The organism is Acetobacter sicerae (genome assembly GCF_011516765.1).
Taxonomy (GTDB): domain Bacteria; phylum Pseudomonadota; class Alphaproteobacteria; order Acetobacterales; family Acetobacteraceae; genus Acetobacter; species Acetobacter sicerae.
In genome coordinates this window covers 1-22,415 of record NZ_JAAABN010000014.1, presented here as the reverse complement: position 1 = coordinate 22,415, position 22,415 = coordinate 1, and the positions used below count along the sequence as shown (strand labels likewise).

Annotated in this window: 18 protein-coding genes and 2 pseudogenes; 17 read left to right on the top strand and 3 right to left on the bottom strand. The window is 53.7% G+C overall.

Annotated features, from left to right (window positions below; all coding sequences use genetic code 11):
* Window positions 1-124 precede the first annotated feature (124 nt).
* On the bottom strand, window positions 125-1,720 hold the full coding sequence (locus GVI59_RS13885; RefSeq protein ID WP_173574806.1) for a GMC family oxidoreductase: 1,596 nt from the start codon (window positions 1,718-1,720) through the stop codon (window positions 125-127).
* Entirely contained in the window at window positions 1,717-3,216 is a 1,500-nt protein-coding gene (locus GVI59_RS13880) for an aldehyde dehydrogenase family protein (protein ID WP_173574805.1), read from the bottom strand. Before GVI59_RS13880 ends, GVI59_RS13885 begins: the two co-directional genes overlap by 4 nt.
* A gap of 666 nt (window positions 3,217-3,882) precedes the next feature.
* Between GVI59_RS13880 and GVI59_RS13875 the strand changes: the two genes are divergently transcribed.
* The 14 genes from GVI59_RS13875 to GVI59_RS13810 all read left to right on the top strand — a co-directional run bounded on the left by GVI59_RS13875 (window position 3,883) and on the right by GVI59_RS13810 (window position 19,347).
* Window positions 3,883-5,025, top strand: coding sequence for an acyl-CoA dehydrogenase family protein (locus GVI59_RS13875; protein ID WP_173574804.1), 1,143 nt, complete (start codon window positions 3,883-3,885; stop codon window positions 5,023-5,025).
* Entirely contained in the window at window positions 5,022-5,789 is a 768-nt protein-coding gene (locus GVI59_RS13870; RefSeq protein ID WP_173574803.1) for a 3-ketoacyl-ACP reductase, read from the top strand. Before GVI59_RS13875 ends, GVI59_RS13870 begins: the two co-directional genes overlap by 4 nt.
* Before the next feature lie 8 nt (window positions 5,790-5,797).
* On the top strand, window positions 5,798-6,946 hold the full coding sequence (locus tag GVI59_RS13865; RefSeq protein WP_173574802.1) for a dihydrodipicolinate synthase family protein: 1,149 nt from the start codon (window positions 5,798-5,800) through the stop codon (window positions 6,944-6,946).
* A 1-nt stretch (window position 6,947) separates the two neighbouring features.
* Window positions 6,948-7,805 (top strand): sugar phosphate isomerase/epimerase family protein, encoded by an 858-nt coding sequence (locus GVI59_RS13860; protein WP_173574801.1) that lies wholly within the window; start codon window positions 6,948-6,950, stop codon window positions 7,803-7,805.
* A 15-nt stretch (window positions 7,806-7,820) separates the two neighbouring features.
* Window positions 7,821-8,582: an electron transfer flavoprotein subunit beta/FixA family protein gene (locus tag GVI59_RS13855; RefSeq protein ID WP_173574800.1), complete on the top strand. Its 762-nt coding sequence runs from the start codon at window positions 7,821-7,823 to the stop codon at window positions 8,580-8,582.
* Window positions 8,582-9,511: an electron transfer flavoprotein subunit alpha/FixB family protein gene (locus GVI59_RS13850; protein WP_173574799.1), complete on the top strand. Its 930-nt coding sequence runs from the start codon at window positions 8,582-8,584 to the stop codon at window positions 9,509-9,511. Before GVI59_RS13855 ends, GVI59_RS13850 begins: the two co-directional genes overlap by 1 nt.
* Before the next feature lie 178 nt (window positions 9,512-9,689).
* Window positions 9,690-10,742, top strand: a complete 1,053-nt coding sequence (locus tag GVI59_RS13845) for an aldo/keto reductase (protein ID WP_173574798.1) — start codon at window positions 9,690-9,692, stop codon at window positions 10,740-10,742.
* Window positions 10,743-10,912: 170 nt separating this feature from the next.
* Complete coding sequence (locus tag GVI59_RS13840; protein ID WP_173574797.1) at window positions 10,913-12,022, top strand: sugar ABC transporter substrate-binding protein; 1,110 nt, start codon at window positions 10,913-10,915, stop codon at window positions 12,020-12,022.
* Window positions 12,023-12,108: 86 nt separating this feature from the next.
* The gene (locus tag GVI59_RS13835; RefSeq protein ID WP_173574796.1) at window positions 12,109-13,074 is read left to right on the top strand and encodes an ABC transporter permease; all 966 of its coding nucleotides are present in this window, start codon (window positions 12,109-12,111) and stop codon (window positions 13,072-13,074) included.
* Between the two features lie 6 nt (window positions 13,075-13,080).
* Window positions 13,081-14,586, top strand: coding sequence for a sugar ABC transporter ATP-binding protein (locus GVI59_RS13830; protein WP_173574795.1), 1,506 nt, complete (start codon window positions 13,081-13,083; stop codon window positions 14,584-14,586).
* Entirely contained in the window at window positions 14,523-15,539 is a 1,017-nt protein-coding gene (locus GVI59_RS13825) for an ABC transporter permease (protein WP_173574794.1), read from the top strand. The genes GVI59_RS13830 and GVI59_RS13825 overlap by 64 nt, the downstream gene beginning before the upstream one ends.
* An 18-nt stretch (window positions 15,540-15,557) precedes the next feature.
* Window positions 15,558-16,592 carry a zinc-dependent alcohol dehydrogenase gene (locus GVI59_RS13820; RefSeq protein ID WP_173574793.1) on the top strand — a complete coding sequence of 345 codons (1,035 nt, stop codon included), beginning with the start codon at window positions 15,558-15,560 and terminating at the stop codon, window positions 16,590-16,592.
* Between the two features lie 183 nt (window positions 16,593-16,775).
* Window positions 16,776-17,471 (top strand): TetR/AcrR family transcriptional regulator, encoded by a 696-nt coding sequence (locus tag GVI59_RS13815; RefSeq protein WP_198912159.1) that lies wholly within the window; start codon window positions 16,776-16,778, stop codon window positions 17,469-17,471.
* A gap of 286 nt (window positions 17,472-17,757) precedes the next feature.
* Window positions 17,758-19,347, top strand: a complete 1,590-nt coding sequence (locus GVI59_RS13810) for an acyl CoA:acetate/3-ketoacid CoA transferase (RefSeq protein ID WP_173574792.1) — start codon at window positions 17,758-17,760, stop codon at window positions 19,345-19,347.
* A gap of 32 nt (window positions 19,348-19,379) precedes the next feature.
* Here the strand turns inward: GVI59_RS13810 and GVI59_RS13805 are convergent.
* Window positions 19,380-19,802 (bottom strand): annotated as a pseudogene (locus GVI59_RS13805) (IS5/IS1182 family transposase); the annotation flags it as partial.
* Between the two features lie 115 nt (window positions 19,803-19,917).
* Here GVI59_RS13805 and GVI59_RS13800 point away from each other — a divergent pair.
* From GVI59_RS13800 to GVI59_RS13790, 3 genes and pseudogenes are all read left to right on the top strand, one after another.
* Window positions 19,918-20,661: pseudogene (locus GVI59_RS13800) on the top strand (IS5 family transposase).
* Window positions 20,662-21,054: 393 nt separating this feature from the next.
* Window positions 21,055-21,228 (top strand): hypothetical protein, encoded by a 174-nt coding sequence (locus GVI59_RS13795; protein ID WP_173574790.1) that lies wholly within the window; start codon window positions 21,055-21,057, stop codon window positions 21,226-21,228.
* Between the two features lie 125 nt (window positions 21,229-21,353).
* Window positions 21,354-21,857, top strand: coding sequence for a YciE/YciF ferroxidase family protein (locus GVI59_RS13790; RefSeq protein WP_173574789.1), 504 nt, complete (start codon window positions 21,354-21,356; stop codon window positions 21,855-21,857).
* Window positions 21,858-22,415: the final 558 nt, after the last annotated feature.

Here is a 22,415-nt window from a genome sequence, read left to right as displayed (position 1 = left end):
AGAAAATGAAAACGATCATATCTCTGCAGGATACGATAAGTTGTTTCAGGTATTAGTCGCGGAATGTGTCATATATTGTTTAGAGATAGCCCATTCCGCTTTCAGTCAGAACATAATGAATATTTCATGCATTGCCGCGAATAAGATCGGCCGCTCGTTCAGCGATCATAATTGTCGGTGCATTTGTGTTAGAGCCTATAATGGATGGCATAACTGAACTGTCGCAGATACGGATGCCATCCAGACCATGAATACGTAGTTCCGGATCAACTACGGACATATTGTCTCGTCCCATTTTGCACGTGCAGGTCGGATGATACGATGTCCGGCCATGCTGGCGTGCATAATTCTGAAACATTTCTGCGTCCGGTTTGTTTTCGCCGAAAAAGCTGATTTTATCGATATATTTTCTAAGAGAGTGCTGCCTGAAAATATCAAGACTTAGCTTGATGCCTTCGCACGAAACATGGAGGTCATCCGGATGTGCGAGAAAATTCGGATCGACAATCGGTTTGTCGGCCGGATCTGCAGATTTCAGTTTGACCGTCCCTCGTGATTTCGGACGTAACGTGTAACTGTTCAGCGTAATGCCTGAAATACCTTTTGGAACAGAGCAAACTCCGGCTTCAGCACCCGCACCGGCCAGAAAATGAAACTGTAGGTCGGGGCAGGGGGATTTCTTATCTGAATACCAGAAGGCACCGGCTTCAACCACATTCGATGCCACAGGGCCGGAATTGAACATGGCATATTGTAGTCCGGCCCAGAACATCCACGGAAGTTTGTTGTATTTATTGAAGCTGTCGTGATTTTTCAGTTCAGCAACAATATCGATCCCGAAGTGATCCTGTAAATTCTCGCCAACTCCCGGCAGGTCGCGAACCACGTCAATACCGTGTTGCTGCAAATGCGCGGCAGGACCGACACCCGACAACATAAGCAGTTTTGGCGTGCCGATTGCCCCGGATGTCACGACAATTTCCTGATCAGCCTGCACGGTATATGTTCTGCCTTCGGCAGCAAACTTAACACCGGTTGCGCGTGAACCTGTAAAGAGGATGCGTAGAACCTGAGCATTAGTAATAACACGTAGATTGCCGCGTTTCAGTGCCGGTTTCAGATAACCTTTCGCGGTCGAACACCGACGGTTATCCTTTATGGTCATCTGATAAATACCGGTACCTTCCTGAACAGGTCCGTTAAAGTCAGGATTATAAGGCATTCCCAATTCCTGACAGCTCTGCACAAAGGCGCGGCTGACCGAACTCGGTGTGGATAGGTTGGAAACACCCTGCGGACCATCCGTGCCATGCCATGAACCGGCAAGGAATGTATTTCCCTCGGAACGCAAAAGATATTTCTTAATATCCTTGAATGCCCAACCGTCAGCACCTTCATCAGCCCATCGGTCATAATCCGAAGGATGACCTCTCGTAAAAACTTCGGCATTGATTGAGGACCCACCCCCCAGAACTTTTGCCTGAACGTAAGGAATTTCCCGGTTGTTGGCATATTTCTGAGGTGCGGTCGTTAGCCCCCATGTCAAAGGACCGGTTGTCATCTTCGCAAAACCGATCGGCATATGAATGAGCGGGTTGGTATCTTTTTTTCCCGCTTCAATCAGGCAGACCCTTGCTTCGGGATTTTCGGAAAGATGAGCAGCCAGAACACATCCGGCCGAACCACCTCCCACGATGATGTAATCGAAACCCTGTTTCATGATGCAATCCAGTGTGAACGGCCGCCGGTTTCAATGTGGACGGATTTTGCTTGGGTATACTCTTCCACACCCAGAATGCCCGTCTCACGGCCCCAGCCGGACTGTTTGAATCCGCCCGTTGGCGTCTCGGGTCCACCCGCCATAATGGTGTTGACCCAGAATCGGCCGGCACGCACACGCCGTGTCACAGTCAGCGCTTTATCGATGTTTTTTGACCAGACAGATGCCGCCAGGCCGTAAACCGTGTCATTGGCAATCGAAATTGCTTCGTTCAGGCTATCAAAGTGAAAAGATGATAGAACTGGACCGAAGATTTCCTCACGCGCAATCGACATGGACGGCGTCACGCCCGAAAACAGCGTGGGTGCGATATACCGCCCGCTTCCGCAGTCCAGCACCTCACCGCCGGTCAGGACTTTTGCCCCTTCTGCCTTGCCCTTTGCAATATAATTCAGGATCGTTTCGTTCTGACCGGTCGTGGTGATCGCCCCGACTTGTGTTTCAGGATCGAATGGATCGCCGACGCGGATCTTCTTCATTTTATCAACAAGAATTTTCTCGAATTTTTCTGCGACCGATCGTTCCACAATAAGACGGCTGGAAGACACACAGCACTGCCCGGTATTGAAACTGATTCCAAAAGCGGCGGCATCGGCGGCATCCTCAAGGTCGGCATCCGCAAAGACGATAATCGGGTTTTTTCCACCCAGTTCCAGCCCGAGTTTCTTGAGATTGCTGTCGCCGGACGCATGAACGCAGGAGCGGCCAACAGCGGTTGAACCCGTAAATGACAACATGTCGATATCGGGGTGCTCCGTGAGCGCCTGACCAACCGTGCGTCCTGTACCGGTCACAACATTATAAGCACCGGCCGGCAGGCCCGCTTCTGCAAGAATATCGGCGAGGATCAGTGTTGTGGCGCTTGTAACTTCCGCAGGTTTGACGACCAGCGTGCAGCCGGAAGCCAGAATAAACGGCACCCGCTCACACAAAATAAGGAAAGGGAAATTCCAGGGTGTAATCAGCCCGACCACACCGATTGGCTCGCGCAGCACCATTCCGAACAGGTTGTCGCCCAGATTGTTGAAGCTATCGCCATGAAGAAGCCGCGCCGCGCCGGCCGCGGTTTCAAAACAGGCAATGCAGTGATCGATCTCGCCACGCGCCTGTGAAATCGGTTTGCGGTTTTCCAGAACCTCCCATCGGGCGATTTCTTCACGTTGTTGACGAATACCTTCCGCTGTTTTCAACAGGATTCCTGCGCGAGCGCTGCCAGGCAGTCCCGCCCAGCGACGATCGTCAAAAGCCAGACGGGCAGCGGCCACAGCATCATTAACATCTTCTGGCGTACAGCGGGACGTGCGTGTCACCGGCACATCATGGCTGGGGGAGTCACGTTCATACATTTCCCGACCGCCACGCCATTCACCGTTGATAAAAAAACCGAATTCGCGCGGTTTTTCTGGTAATGTAATTCCGTATGTCATCTCCTGCATGGATGGCCTCTCTGTATTTCTGATCCGGGCATTTTTCGGACGGATCTGTGATCTGATGTAAGTAACGACGCTTCCTGAGATGGATGATGCGTGCCTGAACTTCATAAACGGAACAGAGTTCAAGTCGTTTCATGGAATTATGTATGTAACGCTGGTAATAATCCTGCTCATTTCAGGATGCGTAGGATTAAGCGCAGGCGCGACCTCGGAAGACTCCGGTTTCTTTGCGAAATACATTGAGGCGCCGATGTGCGTGTTGCATACGGCGCGACTGCCCGATACTGACCATTGGTCGACGTCCTGTTTTTTGTTTGTGCTCTTCGTTTTCCGACGGCACTTGTTTTTAGAACGACATCACCCAGATGCACCATCTGGTTACGTCACAGATAGAACGTCGCCTCAAAAGGGTTAATTCATATTTTCGTGATTTATGCTGTCAGAAAAGGCGACGTTTTACTCAGCAGGAAATCTGGAGTGATTCGGTGATCAGAAACGGCCATTTCACGGCGCATTTTGCGAAAAGAACATAGTCTGTACACTCTCATGTGATCATAATGTCCCGAAAATAAACAGAGGATTCAAAAACAGTATCGATTTTTCTCTTGCCCCCGACAGTCAGAATATGTATGTAACCAGATAGTGCATAAAAGAGCAGGAATTGCCGGAATGTATCTGAACGAGACACAGGAACAGGTGCGCGACACTGCCCGGTCTTTCGCGGATGAAGTCATCCGCCCGGTCGCCGAGGCGCTGGACCGCGATGAACGTTTTCCGTCTGAAATATATGAGGAAATGGCAAAAGTCGGCCTCTTCGGAATCGGCGTTCCGGAAGAACTGGGTGGCCCCGGATTCGACACCCTGACCTACGCGGTGGTCATGGAGGAACTGTCACGCGGCTACGCAAGTGTGGCGGATCAGTGCGGTCTGGTTGAACTGATTTCCACGCTTCTCGTGCGCCACGGCACACCGGTTCAGCAGAAAATGCTGCCGGAAGTTATCAGCATGCAGCGCAAGGTCGCATACTGTATCACCGAGGCAGAGGCCGGCACGGACGTTTCAGGAATACGCACCACAGCCGAAAAGGATGGGGATGGGTGGATTCTGAACGGCGGAAAGTTGTGGATTCACAATGCTCCAGTCGCCGATACCGGCTTCGTCCTTGCCCGAACGGACAAGGAGGCGGGAAACCGTGGCATGTCGATTTTCATCGTTGATCTGCATGCGAATGGTATTGAGCGCGGTCCCAAGGAACATAAGATGGGGCAGCGGGCCAGCCAGGTGGGTGGTCTCAACTTCACCGATGTCCGTCTGGGCCCTGACGCGCTTCTTGGCGAGTCTGGACGCGGATTCCATATGATGATGAGCGTGCTTGACAAAGGCCGTGTCGGTATCGCCGCACTTGCCGTCGGCATCGCGCAGGCCGGACTGGAAGCCGCTGTCGACTACGCTGGCACCCGCAAGCAGTTTGGTAAACATATCTCCGAATTTCAGGGGGTGCAGTGGCTTCTGGCCGACATGGCGAAAGACATTGAGGCAGCGCGTCTCCTTGTGCATTCCGCAGCGGACAAAATCGACAGGGGACACGATGCAACACGTTCCTGTTCCATGGCCAAGTGTTTTGCAGGTGACATGGCCGTGGCCCGTACTGCCGATGCCGTGCAGGTGTTCGGCGGATCAGGCTACATCCGTGGTTTCGAGGTCGAGCGCCTTTACCGTGATGCAAAAATTACGCAGATTTACGAAGGAACAAATCAGATTCAGCGCATGATCATAGCGCGAGAACTGCTCAAAAAAGGCGCCCGCACATGAGACAGGCGGCGCTCGTAACCGGCTCTTCGCGCGGCATAGGTTTTGCCGCCGTGGAAGCGCTCGCAAAGGCCGGTTTCGCCATTGCGATCAACGGTCCGGAGGAAGACGAGGAACTGCGCTCTGCCGTCAGGCGGATACAGGCCCATGATGTTCCCGTTATCGCCGCACCGTTCGATGTCAGCGATACCCAACGTCACGCTGATACACTTGCTTTTATCGAAGACCGGATCGGCCCGCTGACAACACTCGTCAATAATGCCGGTGTCGGCGTAATTCAGCGTGGTGATCTTCTCGATGTCACGGAAGCCAGCTGGGACCGCTGCCAGACTGTCAACGCCCGTGCGTTGTTCTTCCTGTCCCAAGCCTTTGCGCGCCGACTTCTGGCCGGGAAACGGGATGTGGGTCTGTTCTATTCCATCGTCAACGTTACTTCATCCAACGCAACAGCTGTAGCGGTGCAGAGATCCGAATACTGCGCATCGAAAGCCGCCGCCGCGATGGTGTCAAAAGCCCTCGCAGTCCGGCTTGGCTCTGAAAATATAGCTGTTTATGACGTGCAGCCGGGCCTGATCGCTACGGATATGACCGCGCCCGTCATCGAAATGTATCGCCAGCGCGCCGCCGACGGCCTCACCCTTTTTCCGCGCGTCGGCACGCCGGAAGACATGGGCTCCATCATCGCCGCTCTGGCCAGCGGTCAGCTTCCTTACACGACTGGACAGGTCATTGCGGCGGATGCCGGAATGCTTGTGCCCCGTTTCTGAGAACCGTCATGAAAATCGCTCTGCCTGATAAAACTGGGCGGAAGGTGGATTACCTTCTGACCGGGACGCCGCTTCCTCGCATGCCTCTACCGTCCAATCCTGTGCGGATTGTCTACTCCGCTGCCCATGTCGTGGCCGATCCGTTCGCCGCAACAGATCCATCGGGACAGGCTGCTATCGACTGGGAAAAAACTCTGGAATTCCGTCGTTATCTTGCCGGGCTCGGGTTAGGCATCGCAGAAGCCATGGATACGGCGCAGCGTGGCATGGGGCTCAACTGGTCCCGTTCGCTCGAACTGATCCGCCGCACAAAAGCCGAACTGCCGGAAGCGCTGGTCGGAAATGGCTGCGGAACCGATCAACTCGATCCGCGCGATGCCACATCGGTCGATCAGGTCATTCAGGCCTATCTTGAACAGGCTGATGCAATTCAAGCGGTAGGCGGGCGACTCATCCTGATGGCCAGCCGCGCTCTGGTTCAGGTCGCGAAAACGTCTGAAGACTACAAAAAAGTCTATCGCAGGGTTCTGGAAAGTTGCGACGAGCCGGTTATCCTGCACTGGCTTGGAGACATGTTTGACCCGGCCCTGAAAGGATACTGGGGAACGGAAGATTTCGATGAGGCTCTGGAAACGGTCCTGAGCATTATCGAAGACAACAGATCCCGCATTGATGGCATCAAGATATCTCTGCTCGATAAGGGTAAGGAAATTACCCTGCGTCGCCGCCTACCTGAAGGCGTGCGGATGTACACTGGAGATGACTTCAATTATCCTGAACTTATTCAGGGTGATGCGCAGGGTTTCAGTCATGCTCTGCTCGGGATTTTCGATCCTTTGGCCGTTGCAGCTGCTCAGGCTGTTCGTAAACTGGGGGAAGGGGACACCGCTGCGTTCCGCTCCATTCTCGACCCGACCGTGCCTCTGGCGCGCGTCATTTTCCGTGCGCCGACTCAGTATTACAAAACCGGAGTGGTCTTTCTCGCCTGGCTGAACGGGTTCCAGAACCATTTCATTATGCTCAATGGTGCGCAGGCTCTGCGTCCGCTGCCCTATTTCACCGAAATATTCAGACTGGCTGATGGTTGTGGCCTCCTGCGCGAACCGGATCTCGCCGTACAGCGCATGAACACACTTCTGGCTCTGTACGGGGCATGAAATGCGCGATTTCAGCAATGATCAGTCTGCCCTTGCTCTGAATACCGCGACACTGGGGCATAATGTTCCCGGCGCAGGGGCGGGATGGTCGCCCGAACAGACCATAGATGCCTGTGCGGAACGCGGTATCAAAGGCATTGTCTTCTGGCGTCGGGAAATCGCGGATCGGCCTGCGGCCATCGGCGCATACGCCCGCACAGCCGGGGTCAGTGTCATCGGCCTCTGTCGTGCGCCGTTTCTGACAGGCATCTTCGCTCCGAGCCATCGGAAGGATGTCATGGATGACTTCCGCCTTGCCATTGATCAGACGGCCGAACTCGGTGGGGACATTCTGACAGTCGTGGTCGGTGGTGTGCAGTCCGGTACAAAAGGGGTGACCGAAAGCCTAGGACTGGTCACGGACTATGTTGCGCAAGCTGCGTCTTATGCTGCGACAATGAATGTCCGATTGGCGCTGGAGCCATTACATCCTGTCTATGGTGGTGACCGTTCCTGTCTCACCACTGCCCGTGATGCACTGGATATCTGCGACCGGATCAGTGCTGACAATCTGGGTATTGCGATCGATGTTTATCACGTCTGGTGGGATACGGATCTGCCCCAGCAGCTCAAACGTGCGGGCAGCCGCATATTCGGCTTCCACCTGTGCGACTGGCTTGCTGAAACCCGGGATGTCCTCCTTGACCGTGGCATGATGGGCGATGGTGTGGCCGATATTCCGGCAATCCGCGCAGCCGTGGAGAAAGCCGGATATCGAGGTGCCTGTGAGGTTGAAATCTTTTCCGTAAATAACTGGTGGAAGCGCGATCCGTCCGATGTGCTGGATGTCATGGCTGACCGCTTCCGGACCGTCTGCTGAATATCGGAGGGAAACATGAAAATTCTTGTCCCCGTAAAGCGTGTGATTGATTACAACGTCAAGGTCCGGGTGAAAGCTGATGGCTCAGGCGCGGACCTGACCAGCGTGAAAATGTCCATGAATCCTTTTGATGAAATCGCAGTTGAGGAAGCTGTCCGTCTGAAGGAGAAAGGTGTCGTCTCTGAGATCGTCGTCATCTCCATAGGGATGCCGCAGGCAAAAGACACCCTGCGCACGGCTCTCGCCATGGGTGCTGATCGCGCGATTCTCATAGAGGCAACGACGGACGTCAATCAGGATATCGAACCCCTCTCTGTCGCAAAAATACTTGAGAAAATCGTCGAGGAAGAAAAACCTGACCTGATTATCGCCGGTAAGCAGGCCATTGATAATGATGTCAACGCTACTGGTCAGATGCTTGCGGGCCTGCTCGGGTGGGGACAGGCTACTTTTGCATCGGCCATCGAAATCACGGATGGTAGCGCTCTCGTCACGCGGGAAATTGACGGCGGACTGCAAACCATCCGTGTAAAGCTGCCAGCAGTTGTGACAGCGGATCTGCGCCTCAACGAACCGCGCTACGTCGCGCTTCCCAACATCATGAAAGCAAAGAAAAAACCGCTGGAAGAACGCCCGGTCGCGGCTCTGGGCGTCGATATTGCCCCGCGACTGAAAGTGGTCCGGACAGTCGAACCGGCCGGACGTTCCGCAGGCGTGCGCGTCGCCTCAGTCGATGAACTGGTGGAAAAACTGAAAAACGAAGCGGGAGTAATCTGATGTCTGTTCTGCTGCTTGCTGAAGTCCATAATGGGCAACTGGCTACCGATGCCGTCGCAAAAGCCTTGTCCGCGCTGGCTCCGCTGAACGACAGCGTCGATATTCTGATCATGACAGGAGAAGATGTCGGAGCAGCAAAAGAAGCCTCACAGCTTGATGGTGTTTCACGGGTGCTGGTTGCTCAGGACGAAACACTGGCGCATGGCCTAGCTGAACCCTCGGCGGCGCTCGTTCTTTCTCTCGCTCCCGGTTATACGCATATTGCCGCACCAGCCACGGCATATTCCCGAAATATCCTTCCGCGTGTTGCCGCGCTGCTCGATGTGATGATGATAGCGGATGTCACGGCTATAGAAAGCGCCGACACATTTGAACGCCCGATTTATGCGGGTAATGCCGTCCAGACGGTTACCTCCACGGACCGCATCAAAGTGTTCAGCATAAGAACCCCCGTATTCAAGGCGGCTGGTCAAGGCGCAGTAGCTCCGGTGGAAATACTGCGCCCTATCGTCGATCCGGGACTTTCGTCCTGGGTGGAAGAAACCACAATCGCTTCGGAACGCCCGGATCTTACCTCCGCGCGGGTGGTCGTTTCAGGCGGACGGGGTATCGGATCGAAAGAGTATTTCGAAACGATCGTGAAATTGGCGGACAAGATGGGGGCGGCTGTCGGAGCAAGTCGTGCCGCTGTTGATCTCGGATACGCTCCCAACGACTGGCAGGTTGGCCAGACCGGCAAGGTCGTTGCGCCGGATCTCTATTTTGCCGTCGGTATTTCAGGCGCCATCCAGCACCTTGCCGGCATGAAAGATTCCAGAGTTATCGTCGCCATCAACAAGGATGAAGATGCGCCTATTCTCAGGATTGCAGATTATGCTCTGGTTGGCGATCTTTTTTCAATTGTCCCCGAACTGACGGAAAAGTTGTAACGCAGCTCGTTCCCGGAATGGATTGAACAGGGATGTAACTCACGAAATAATTAATGATCCATTTTTCTATGCTGAGGGAACATCAGCATGGTTTGCGGAGTTTATACTGGGAATAAAGCCGTCTGTAAGAATAAACCACGCGGAAACATGACGCGGCATAAGAACAGGATGACAGGCTATGAACCCTGATGAGAAGCGTAAATTCGGTCGTACGAGTCTGGATGTAACCGCCATCGCGTTCGGCACGGCGCCACTCGGCAACTTCATGCGTGAAGTGGAGGAAAATGTCGCTGAAGACATGATCCGTCATGCATGGGATGCCGGTATCCGTTTCTATGACACCTCGCCCATGTATGGTCACGGCCTTGCGGAATTGCGTCTGGGTCAGGCGCTGCGCTGGAAAAAGCGTGATGACTTCGTGGTCTCGTCGAAAGTAGGTCGTGTGCTGCGTGCGGGGAAACGATCGGAGATCGATTTCACGCCCTGGAACAACGCAGCACCCAATACCATGACGTTTGACTACAGTTATGACGGAACCATGCGTTCATTCGAAGACTCTCTGCAACGTCTCGCTCTGGAACGCATTGATATCCTCTTCATTCATGACATTGACCGATTCACGCAGGGAGAAAATCAGCCGGAGGTTTTCAGGCAGGCGATGGACGGCTGCTGGCGCGCTCTGGAGCGGCTCCGCAACGAAGGAGTCGTCAGCGCGATCGGCGTCGGCGTGAACGAGTGGGAGGTCTGTTACGACGCCATCCGCCAGCGGGATTTCGACTGCTGCCTGCTTGCCGGACGCTACACTCTGCTGGAGCAGGAGGCTCTGAATCAGTTCCTTCCGCTTTGCGAAAAACAGGGTGTTGCCGTCGTTGTCGGTGGTGGTTTCAATTCCGGAATCCTCGCGACCGGCGCCACGTCGGAAGCTAGATACAATTACGCCCCCGCTCCCCGGCATGTCATGGAGCGCGTCGCCCGCATAGAAGCTGTCTGCCGGGAACACAATGTTCCGCTTCCCGCTGCGGCTCTTCAGTTTGTCGTGGCGCATCCTGCCATCCCGACATTCTGTGCTGGCACAAGAAATGTCGGCCAGTTAGAACAGAATCTCGAATGGTTCCGCTATCCCATTCCGGACGATTTCTGGGCCGATCTGAAAAGTCGCAGACTGCTGCGTGAAGATGCGCCGGTTCCTCGCTGTGACCATGAGCGCTCCGTCTCCGTCATGACACGCTGACGCAGAAGTCCCTTCAGCAAAATCATCAAGCCCTGATCACTTCACGCAATACGTGCATCGCGCTCAGCCTGTCCGGGTAAAATGGTAACTATCTGGTCCGATACCATCATATGCCAAAAATCTGCGCCAGTGCGGAAAACGTATCCGTTTCATGTCTCCAGGAGACAAAGATGTCATTCATCAGAAAGTATATAGAGCAGCAGACGATCAACCGCCGAAACCTGCTCCTGATGTCAGCATACGGACTGTGCGGCGCGGCCGTCACGTCCGCCATGAAACCCTATGCGGCGAAAGCGGCCTCATCCGATCCGCAAATCGCATGGAGCTATCGTGACAGAACCAACCCGTACTGGAACGCAATCGTTTCAGGAGGTAATGCTTTCGTGCAGAGTCTGGGAAAGCCCGAAAGAGCTCTCATCAATCTGATCAATGAAGGCTCTAGTGAAAAATCGCTGTCGGATATCCAGTCTCTCCTGTCTCGCTACGGCAGTAATGTCGCGCTGGCAGTCGATCCCAATGATATGCCGAACTGCCGCCCGGTCGTCGAGGCTGTCAGCAAAGCCCAGGCCTACGCTTCCACAATCTGGAACAAAACCGACGACCTGCATCCCTGGGATTTCGGCGATCACTATGTCTCACACATGACATGGTCGGATGTAGGCCCGTCCGAACAGACTGCTCGCGTGCTGTTCGACGCCATGGGCGGGAAGGGGGGTGTCGTCCATCTCGGAGGGATTACCTCTAATAACCCGGCCATCGAACGCCTCGCCGGCTTTCGCAATGCTCTGAAAGCTTACCCGAATATCGAACTGCTCGCCGTGCAGGCCGCCGACTGGGATACGCAGAAAGCCAATCAGGTCATGTCCGGCTTTCTCACCCGTTATGGCGATGCCATCAAAGGTGTACACTGCGCCAGTGACACCATGGCCTATGGCGTCATTGAGGCTCTTCGCGCCGAAGGGATCGAAAACATGCCGATCGTCTCGTATGACGGTAATCCACAGGCAGTCGATCTCGTCACCAAAGGCAAGATTCTGGCAACTGTTTTCACCAATCCCTACTGGGCTGGTGGCATTACGGCCTCTCTCGCATATTACGCGGCGACAGGTGTATTTAAACCATCTTCAGAGCCAAAGGAACATCGCGAATTTTATGGTCCTACAACATTGGTCACCACAAAAGATGCCCGAGATTTCAAGGTGAAATACATAGATACCAATCCTAACTACGACTGGAAAAAATTCTGGGCGCTATCTGGAGGTCAGATCCAGTACAAATAAAAATAGACTGTCATGACAGAATAAAATCAAAAATATCCTGTCTGTGACCGCATCGTAACTCTGACCGGAAAAATGAGGCTGGATCGATGAACAGGTTCCTGGCCATGGAAACTCTCAGGAAATGGGTGCCGCTGCTCGTGCTCGCAGGTTTATGCCTGTTCTTCACAGCCATGAATCCCCATTTCCTGACACTGCGTAACTTTGCCCGTATCGCCATTTCTTCGTCACCTGCCCTGATGGTCGCAATTGGGGTCATGTTCGTTATCCTCATGGGATCAATAGATCTTTCGATGGAAGGTACCGTTGCGGTCTGCGCCGTGCTGTTCGCGCTCACCCTCAACGCTCTCGGTGGTTCGATCGCCGGTCGAGGCTGGGTGGCGATCCCCGTGGCGTTATTTGCCGGAGCGGTAATGGGTGCGGTGAACGGTCTGGTGCATGTCAGGCTGCGTATCCCCTCTTTTATGGCCAGCCTGTCTCTGGGTTTCATCGGTATCGGATTATCCCTTCTCATAACAGGCGGTGACCGGATTCTGATCGATGATCCGCTCTTTCGTTCCCTGCTGACCGTGCGTGTCGGCGGCTTTCCCCTGATGATGTACGCGGCTCTGGCCTGCCTGCTGGTGGCCTGGTTCATTCAGGATCACACGACCACCGGGCGTAACTTCTATGCCGTGGGTGGCGGAGAAGAGCTGGCACGGGCATCCGGTCTGAATGTCGGGAGGCTACGTATCATCGGCTTCGTGCTCGCCGGGATATTTTATGCTCTCGGCGCTATCTTCGCCGTTGCACGGTTGGGCATCGCTGAAACTGAAACCGGCCGCAATTTCATGTTCATGTCCATCACCTCCGTCGTAGTCGGCGGTACAGCACTGCGTGGCGGTGAAGGAGGCGTGTGGAATACGCTTATCGGCGTGCTGATCGTGAATGTCATAGGCAACGGAATGGTCGTCATAGGTCTGGCCGATTACTTTCAGGATGGTGTTCTCGGCCTGCTGGTGATCACCGCGGTGTGGCTTTCCACCGACCGGCGTTCGCTCTCATTTGTAAAGTAAGAAGCCATGTTCGAGCTACAGAATATCGAAAAACGCTATACTGGTGTGCATGTGCTCAAAGGCGTGGATTTCAGGATCGACGATGGGGAGATTATCGGCCTTGTCGGTGAAAACGGTGCCGGCAAATCCACACTGATGAAAATCATATATGGCGCGGTCCAGCAGGATGGCGGCACCATTCAGGTGGATGGCGAGACCGTCACTTTCCGGACCCCGCGTGATGCGATGAAAATGGGCGTGGGCATGGTTTATCAGGAGCAGTCCCTGATCCCGAACCTGACCGTCATGGAAAACATCTTCCTTGGTTTTGAAAAACCCTTTGTCCGATTTGGTGCGATCCGCTGGAAGAAAATGGCCGAAGCCGCCCGGGTGCAACTCGCGAAAGTCGGTCTGGATATCGATCCAGCCACCATCACATCGCGTCTGACCTTTGCCCAGCGTCAGCTTGTCGAACTGGCCAAGGTTCTTGCTCTGGAGGAACGTGTGGAAGGTAAGCTCGTCATACTGCTGGATGAGCCGACCTCCGTTCTCTCACGCGACGAAATCGAACTTCTGTTCAGCGTCGTTCGTGCCTTGCGTAGACGGGCATCTTTCATTTTTGTCTCTCATCGTCTGGATGAAATCCTTGCTCTTTCAGATAGGATCTACGTTCTGAAAGACGGTGCTGTCGTGGATGTCATGACTGCGAAAGATGCCAGCATCGCCACCATTCAGAAAGAAATGGTGGGCCGCGACATCAGTAATGAATACTATCGGGAAGACCGCCAGATTCCTTATGATGAGAACAAGGTTCTTCTCGAACTGGACCATGTTGGAGTCGCGGGACGCGGTAACGATGTTTCTCTGAGACTTCATGCCGGAGAAGTTCTCGCCCTTGTCGGCGTGGAGGGATCGGGACGGGAACCCATCCTTCGCACCATATTCGGCATGCTCAGGCCCGATAGAGGCACACTTCGCATTCGTGGCAAGCCGGTCCGCAGCTTCAGCCCGTCGCATAGTGTCGCACATGGCATCGGCTACATCCCACGGGAACGAAAAATCGAAGGCATCGCCAGCGGGATGAACGTGTTCGAGAACATGACGCTCTCGCAGATGAAAAACTATACAAAGGGCAGCGTGCTCAACATTTCGGCCGAACGGAAACTGGCGCGCGAATGGATCGGGAAACTGTCCATCAAAGTGCCGTCTGAATATGCCGACTGTGGCAATCTTTCTGGCGGCAACCAGCAGAAAGTCGTTCTGGCGAAATGGCGTAGCGGCGGATCGGACATCATTCTGCTCGATCACCCGACACGCGGCCTCGATATCGGCGCGAAAGAAGATGTTTACGCCATGATCCGGGACATGTCGGCAGACGGTGTCGGCATCATTCTCATCGCGGACACACTGGAAGAGGCAATCGGCCTCAGTCACACCATCGCTGTCATTAAAGACGGGGACATCAAAAAATGGTTCAACTGTCAGCCGGGTGCAAAACCGTCACTCTACAACCTCATCCAGCACATGGTGTAAGCGGTGATCTGACCCTGACCGAAAAGTTACGGCGTCACCTTCCGTGGATCACACTCGTCAGTGTGCTGCTGCTCGTCGGCCTACGGGATATCAACTTCCTCAGCCCGCAAAACCTGGTCACACTGGTAGCCGATGTCGTTCCGCTGCTGATCATGGCCACAGGCATGACATTCGTGATCTATATCGGTGGCATCGACCTGTCTTCGCAGTCCATCGCCAACATGGCGACCGTACTGGCGACCATCTCGCTGCCTGCGCTGGGTGTGGGCTCCGCACTGCTGGTCATCGCTGCCGGTTTGCTCTTTGGAGCGGTCTCAGGTGTGGTCACAACGCGTTTGAAGGTTCCGTCTTTTATCTCAACGCTGGCTGTCGGCGGCATCGCGCTTTCCGTCGGACAATATGCGTCAGGCCAGCAGGCGCTACATATGGATACGGAACAGCGACGGCACGCTTTTGGCTGGGTGACCGGCCAGACCGCAGGTATCCCGCACATTCTGGTCCTCGCTCTGGTAATCGTCGCCATCGCCTGGTTCCTTCAGATACGCATGCTGCCCGGACGCACATTAAAGGCCATTGGCGCAGGCGAGCCGGTCGTCGTTGCATCCGGTATCCGCGCTGATCGTTACAAGATACTGGCTTTCGCTCTTTCCGGCATGTTCGCGGCCATTGCTGGCCTTATGTTCTCTATCCGTCTTTCCGGTGGTTCGCCCACTTTAGCAGAAGGTTTCCTGCTGCCCGCGATCGTTGCGGTTCTGGTCGGCGGAACGCCTCTGACGGGCGGCGTCGGCGGCGTCCTTAACACGCTGATCGGAACCATGATTGTCGCCGTCGTGCGGGCTAGCATGCTTTATTTCAGTATTCCTGCAACAGGACAGCAGATTTTCTTCGGTCTGGTCCTGATCGTCGCCATAGCGACAACAATAGACCGTTCAAAAATGAAAGTCGTCAAATAAGCAACGCGGAGAAGACCAATGGAAACCATGCAGGCAGCTGTTCTTGTTGCCCCCGGCCGTTTCGAGATCAGGGAAGTGCCGATCCCCGTCATCGGTCCGGATGATGTGCTCGTCCGGGTCGACCGCTGTGGCATTTGCGGCACCGATGTCCATATATTCCATGGACATTACGTTGCCGACAGGCTGCCTTTCATTCCGGGTCATGAATTTACCGGAACCATAGCCCGTCTCGGTGATCATGTTACCGGCCTGCAAACCGGGCCGCGCGTTGTCGCCGATATCAATATCGGTTGCGGTCACTGCTATTTCTGCCGCCGGAACGAAATCCTGAACTGCAAGGAAATGCGCCAGATAGGCATCCATCGTGATGGTGGTTTTGCGCAGTATGTTTCCGTGCCCGCCCGCCAGATTATCCCGGCACCGGAGACAACCTCGCCGGAAATACTGGCTCTGACTGAACCTGTAGCCTGTGTCGTTCGCGCTGCCCGCAAGGCGCAGGCTGGCTTTGGGCAGTCTGTTGTCGTGCTTGGTGCAGGTCCGGTCGGAAATCTCCACATCCAGATGATGCGTCTTGTCGGAGCGGCCCCGATCATTGCAGTAGAACTGTCTCCGGAACGTGCGAAACTCGCAGCGGAAGCCGGAGCAGATGTCGTCATCACCAATCCGGAGGATATGACGGAAATCGTCAAAGCGCATACTGATAACAGGGGAGCTGACATCGTTATCGAAAGCATCGGCTCGCCCGCGCTTTACGCGCGCGCCTTCGATCTTATCCGCCCCGGTGGTCACATTGCAGCTTTCGGCATCACAGGCTCTGATGACACTGTTCCGCTCCGGATTCTGGACATGATCCTGAAGGAAAATTCGATAAAAGGTTCAGTTGCCGGCATGGGTGAAGATATGCACGATGCCCTTACGCTTCTGACGCATAACCGCTTCAGGACTGAACCTTTCACTCAAAGCGTCGTTCCACTTGATCAGATACAGGCGGCGTTCGATACGCTGAAAGACAGACCTGATATTCTGAAAGTTCAGATCGCCCCGGCGTCGTAACAAGAACGGATCCGATCCGGCGCGGAAATGACATTGTTGTAAAGGTTTGTTTTCATGACTGTCGATCACGGAAAAATACTGGTCTGCGAATATTTCCACGTTCGGTAAATGTCTTGTTACTTAAGCTGGGAAGGGGTACAGGGACATGACCTGCCGTACACTCTGCCAGTTTAAGGAGATACCATGACAAAAGTGTCGAATGTCGCCAGTCAGGCCGGGGTGCGGGCAAGGAAGGTCTCGTCTACCAGAGTAACGTCAATGCCGCATGCAAGAGACGCGGAGGCGACCCAGAAACGTATTCTCGATGCAGCTAAAAAAGAGTTTGCAATGAACGGCTTCGCCGGCGCTCGTGTCGATATCATCGCCGCCAGAGCCGAAGCCAACAAACGCATGATCTATCATTATTTCGGCAACAAGGAAGCACTGTTCGAAAGGGTTCTGGAAGATGCCTATGCCGATATCTGCATGGCGGAACAGTCCCTGAAACTGGATCATCTGGACCCGAAAACCGCACTCGAAACCCTCGTTCGATTCACGTGGCAATACTATCTGGATAACCCGGATTTTCTGACGCTGGTCAATAACGAAAACCTGCAGCGCGGCGTGCATCTGCAGAGTTCCGAAGTGCTGCCGGTCATCAGCCGGAACCGTCTGAATATGGTCGAATCCCTTCTGGCGCGCGGAGAAAAAGCTGGCGTGTTCCGTTCAGGAGTTGATGCCATGCAGCTCAACATCACCATCGCTGCTATCGGCTATTATTATATTACAAACCGGTTCACGGGCTCCATCATCTTCGACTGTGATTTCATGGCGCCGGACATGCTGAAAAAACGGATAAAGTTTAATCTGCAAACCATTACGAGACTGGTCTGCAAATAAGTGTGCTGAACAGAAACGCACATTTGCTCTATCTGCTCAGAACACGAAACACGGCACAAAGTTGTAACGCAGTTCGCGGAGCGGTGACATGCTCATTGCTATCCTGAATCCGCTCTCTTCCCATAAACCGGTTAGATAGAAGAATACTGTCGTATAAGCGGTTTTCCTGTTTCCGAGAGCTTCACATGCGCGTGGGCAGATCACCGCAGTATGGGATTATGCTTGAGTTCAGATGGCTTCATGTATATAAATAACTAGATAGTTATATGCAGTAAGAGGTTCCGGTATGACAAAAACAAAAAGCGCCGCGGACGTCGCAGCGATGATCAGAGATGACGCTATCGTCGCCGTGAATTCTTCCAGCGGCCTCTGTTGCCCGGATGCCGTTCTGGCAGCCATCGGCGAACGGTTCAGCAACGAAGGTGCGCCACGCAACATCACCACAATCCATCCCATTGCCGCTGGCGACATGTTTGGAACCCGAGGCGTAGACCATCTTGCGCAACCTGGCCTCATTTCCCGCATCATCGGCGGTTCCTATCCCTCCGGACCGTCTTCAGCCGAACCGCCGCTCATTCGTCAGATGCTGGGTCGCAACGAGATCGCTGCCTACAATGTGCCCAGCGGCATCATATTCGACATTCTGCGTGAAGGGGCCGCAATGCGTCCCGGTGTGATTACAAAAGTTGGGCTGGATACCTTTGTCGATCCCGCACAGGAAGGCTGCGCAATGAACGACGCCGCCCGCGAAAAACCGCTGGTCAGAAAAATAGAGTTTCAGGGCGAGGAATGGCTGTATTTCCCCTCCATCCGTCCGGATGTCGCCATCATCCGCGCCAGCACAGCTGACGAACGTGGCAATCTGACTTTCGAAAACGAAGGTGCATATCTCGGCGCCATGGAGCTGGCGCTCGCCGCGCATAACAGCGGTGGCATCGTCATCGCGCAGGTCAGGAGTATCGCGCAGGCTGGTACGCTACGCCCTCACGATGTACGCGTCCCTGGTATTCTGGTGGATTATATCGTTGAAGCGCCCAATCAGTTGCAGACCACTGCCACACCTTACGACCCGGCCATCTCCGGCGAGGTCTTCCGGCCGCTCGACAGCTTCACTATGCCGTCCTTCGATGCGGGAAAAGTTATCGCACGCCGTGTCGCGCAGGAACTGAAACCCGGTTGGGCTGTCAATATCGGTTTCGGCATTTCCGCCAACGTGCCCCGGATACTTCTGGAGGAAGGACGCCACGGCGAAGTCACATGGGTTATCGAACAGGGCGCGGTCGGCGGCATCCCTCTTCTGGACTTCAAGTTCGGCTGTTCGGCCAATGCCGAAGCTTTCGTCGCGTCTCCGCACCAGTTTACCTATTTTCAAGCTGGTGGTTTCGATATTTCGCTGCTTTCCTTTCTCCAGATCGACAGAAACGGGTCGGTCAACGTCTCCAGATTGTCCGCCAGACCTCATGTCACGGCCGGTGCAGGTGGTTTCGTCGATATTACCTCCCGCGCACGTCGGATCGTTTTCTCCGGCTATTTCAATGCAGGCGCGAAACTGAACATCACTGACGGTAGGCTGGTCGTCGAAAAGGAAGGAAAAATCGCGAAAATCGTCGATCAGCTCGAGCAGGTCTCTTTTTCGGGGTCCCGCGCGGTCGAACAGGGACAGGAAGTGCTGTATGTCACCGAACGCTGTGTCATGCGCCTTACCCCGGACGGACTCATGGTCACCGAAATTGCGCCCGGCATTGATCTGCAAACGCAGGTGCTCGATCAGGCCCACACAGCCCTGCTCGTCTCTCCCTCGCTCCGTATCATGGATGCCGCTCTTTTCCACCCCGATGGGAAAGTCCCGTCCGAAAATGCCCGTGTCGCAGCCTGAAAACAGCCCGTTTCGGCCATAAATCAGCAACGGACATGCTCAGCACGTGAACGGATAATGGACTTTCCTGCGTTGGATCTCTGGACATGCTGGGGAATGGGCTGGCGATGAGGTTTCTTGCGCTGGCCCTTTGAAATAAGGCCCTGCTTTTCCATGAAGGCTGCGTTGGTTTTTGACCGATACGCTGTGTGGGCCCAGACAACGGACGTCGTATTGCTTCGATCTCGCAGTCTGGGCTCATCACTGGCCGCGACAGCGGTAGTCTGCCATCTTCGGATCAACTCGAACTTCCGATCAATGTAGAGATGGGATTTGTAGTCAAAGAACAGGATGGCGAGATCCATTGATGAGGGCGTCCTGTCATTGTGCGGCTCTGCCTTTGTAAGTTTGAGCGTGCAGCGGGCGTGACGGCTTTTATTGGGATACTTTACCGGTTTGTCTTTCCAGCTCTCAGGATGCGGGGAATGGCCTTCTAGGTCGTATCGCCAGTTAAGCGGGAGGATTATGCCGCTTTTACTCCCTTTTGATCTGTGATGTTTTCTTCCCGTTTCTGGGACAGGAAGAGTGTAAATGCGACGGAATGGTCTGAGCGACGGTCAGTGGGAGCTGATAAAAGACCTTCTCCCGGGTCGCGAAGGTCATGGCGGTGGAAAGGCTGCTGATAACCGTCTGTTTATCGAAGCCGTGCTGTATCGTCATCGTGCAGACATTCCCTGGCGTGATCTGCCTGTCCGGTTCGGGGACTGGAAGAACGCTGCGTCGCTGGTGTGAAAGCTGTGTGACTGAACGGATTTTCCGGCATCTGGCTGCTGACCATGACAACGAATACATGATGATCGACAGCACGATTATCCGCGCTTACCAGCATAGTGCGGGCGTCCGTAAAAAAAGGAGGAGGGATCAGGCCATCGGACGGTCCCTTGGCGGACTGACCACGAAAATCCACGCCACTGTCGATGCCGCGGGAAAGGCTGTGGCTCTTTCCTGACGCCCGGACAAAAGGCCGACATCACAGAAGTAGAGCCATTGCTCGATGAAATCGATCCCGAGGTCTTCATCGCCCACAAGGCTTATGACGCCGGTCCCCTCATCGAAAAGCTTGAAGAGCGGGGCATCGCACTGGTTATTCCGTCAAAGAAAAACCGTATCTTTCCACGAAAAACCCGTTTTTCAATTTATAAAAAACGAAACATCATTGAACGGTTCTTCGCTACACTGAAGCAGTTCAGAGGCATAGCGACACGCTACGGCAAGCTGAAATCAACCTTCATCGCAGCAGTGCAGCTCGTCTCCGCTGTCATCGGAGGTAACTGACGACACGTCGTGGGGAATATTTATTTATTTTTATGAATAATTCTTGGAATATATTTATAGATTCTAGAGTAATATTTTCGTTTTTTATTGCGTAAGTAAAGACCGGGTTGGCTCGTTCCCTGTGTCCTCGCGATGGTTTCCAATGAGACATGAGGTATGCTCGCCTGCATTCCTATGTCGTAAATCTGCATGTCCAATAGCGTAATCAGTATTGTGATTAAAATTTATTGATTGAGAAATATCAATAAATTTTCCTGTATTGTCTTCTGTATTGTCTTTCTCAAAAATTTGTAATTTCCCTTGAATCTTTGGAACCCCATTCAAACCGGGAGGTTTGACATAGGGGTGGCCGAATGTGCGACCGTCCCTGTATCACAAAAGAGGAATAGGAAAATGGCAAATAAAGGTGGTAGCCACGAACAGCACGTTAAGGCTGGCGAACAGAGCCACAAGAACGCAGGTGCATCTCACGGCGAGAAAGAGAAAGGTGAGCATGGCTCCGGTACGCGGGGCGGCACGCATGAACAGCATGTCAAAGCAGGTGAGCAGAGCCACAAGAAGAGCTGACTCTGTATCAGTGATGGGAAATATCGGTGATATCTCCGGTGTTCCCGGAAGTTGAATGCTCTTATCAACCTACGAACTGCCCTATGCCAGTCAGGTGAAGGGAGTTTTTTTAATGGAGAAAATCCATGGGCTTTTTTTCAAAACCGATAAGGACTCTGGACGATCTGTTCGTACATACCCTGCAGGATATCTATTACGCTGAAAATCAGATCGTAAAAAACCTGCCCACAATGGTGGAAAACGCTTCTGATCCGGAACTGAAGGCGGCATTTCAGCGTCATCTGACGGAAACGGAAGAGCAGGTCCGCAGATTGGAGCGGGTGTTCCATATGCACGATCAGCCCGTTAAAGGCGTGACATGCCAAGCGATGGATGGAATCCTTGCTGAGGCAAAAGACGTTATCAGCGATTGTGATGACCCTGAGGTTTGTGATGCTGCCATGCTTTCAGCAGCTCAGGCAGTAGAGCATTATGAAATAACCCGTTATGGCAGCCTCATCGCTTATGCCATACAGCTTGGTCGTCCCGACTGCGCCGCTATCCTGAAGCAGACGCTTGAGGAAGAGAAATCTGCTGACCAGAAGCTGACACGTATCGCCGAACAGAACGTAAACCAGCATGCTGTCTGATGTTGGAAATATTTTCTGGTGGGTGGAGTCATTCGCCCCCTTTGTCACGGAGAGTGCAGAGAAGAGACTCTGTAACTCTTCGTGTGCATACGGAATTAAGTAAAAATTGAGTTGTTTTTGATTGAAAATATATCGAGCATGGTTTTACGGAATATAGCTTAAAATGAGACAGGTTTCTGGGCTGTAGTATCGACGTGGTCATCGACGACTGACGATTACACAGTCAATGGAAATAGGCGAACGTCTTTCGGTCCTCGGCAGTGATTTTCTTATGCGAAGAAAGAAGACACAAAGATGCTCTTCTTGTTGGGCAGTTCGATAAGTTTTCGTCGAAAATACTTATAATCCAATCAATTTCACGTCGTTTCCTAGATGCCTCCATGAGGAGACCGAGATGAACGTCAGCGAATTCCTATGGAAACGTCTCCAGGAATGGGGACTCAAACAAGCTGGAGACCCGCAAAAACCGGGTAATTTCTGGCGAAGCGGGCTGGCTTTATGACGTCGAGGTTGCGGGGCGCACCAAGGGTATCATTCGGACCGATTTCCACGATGCCC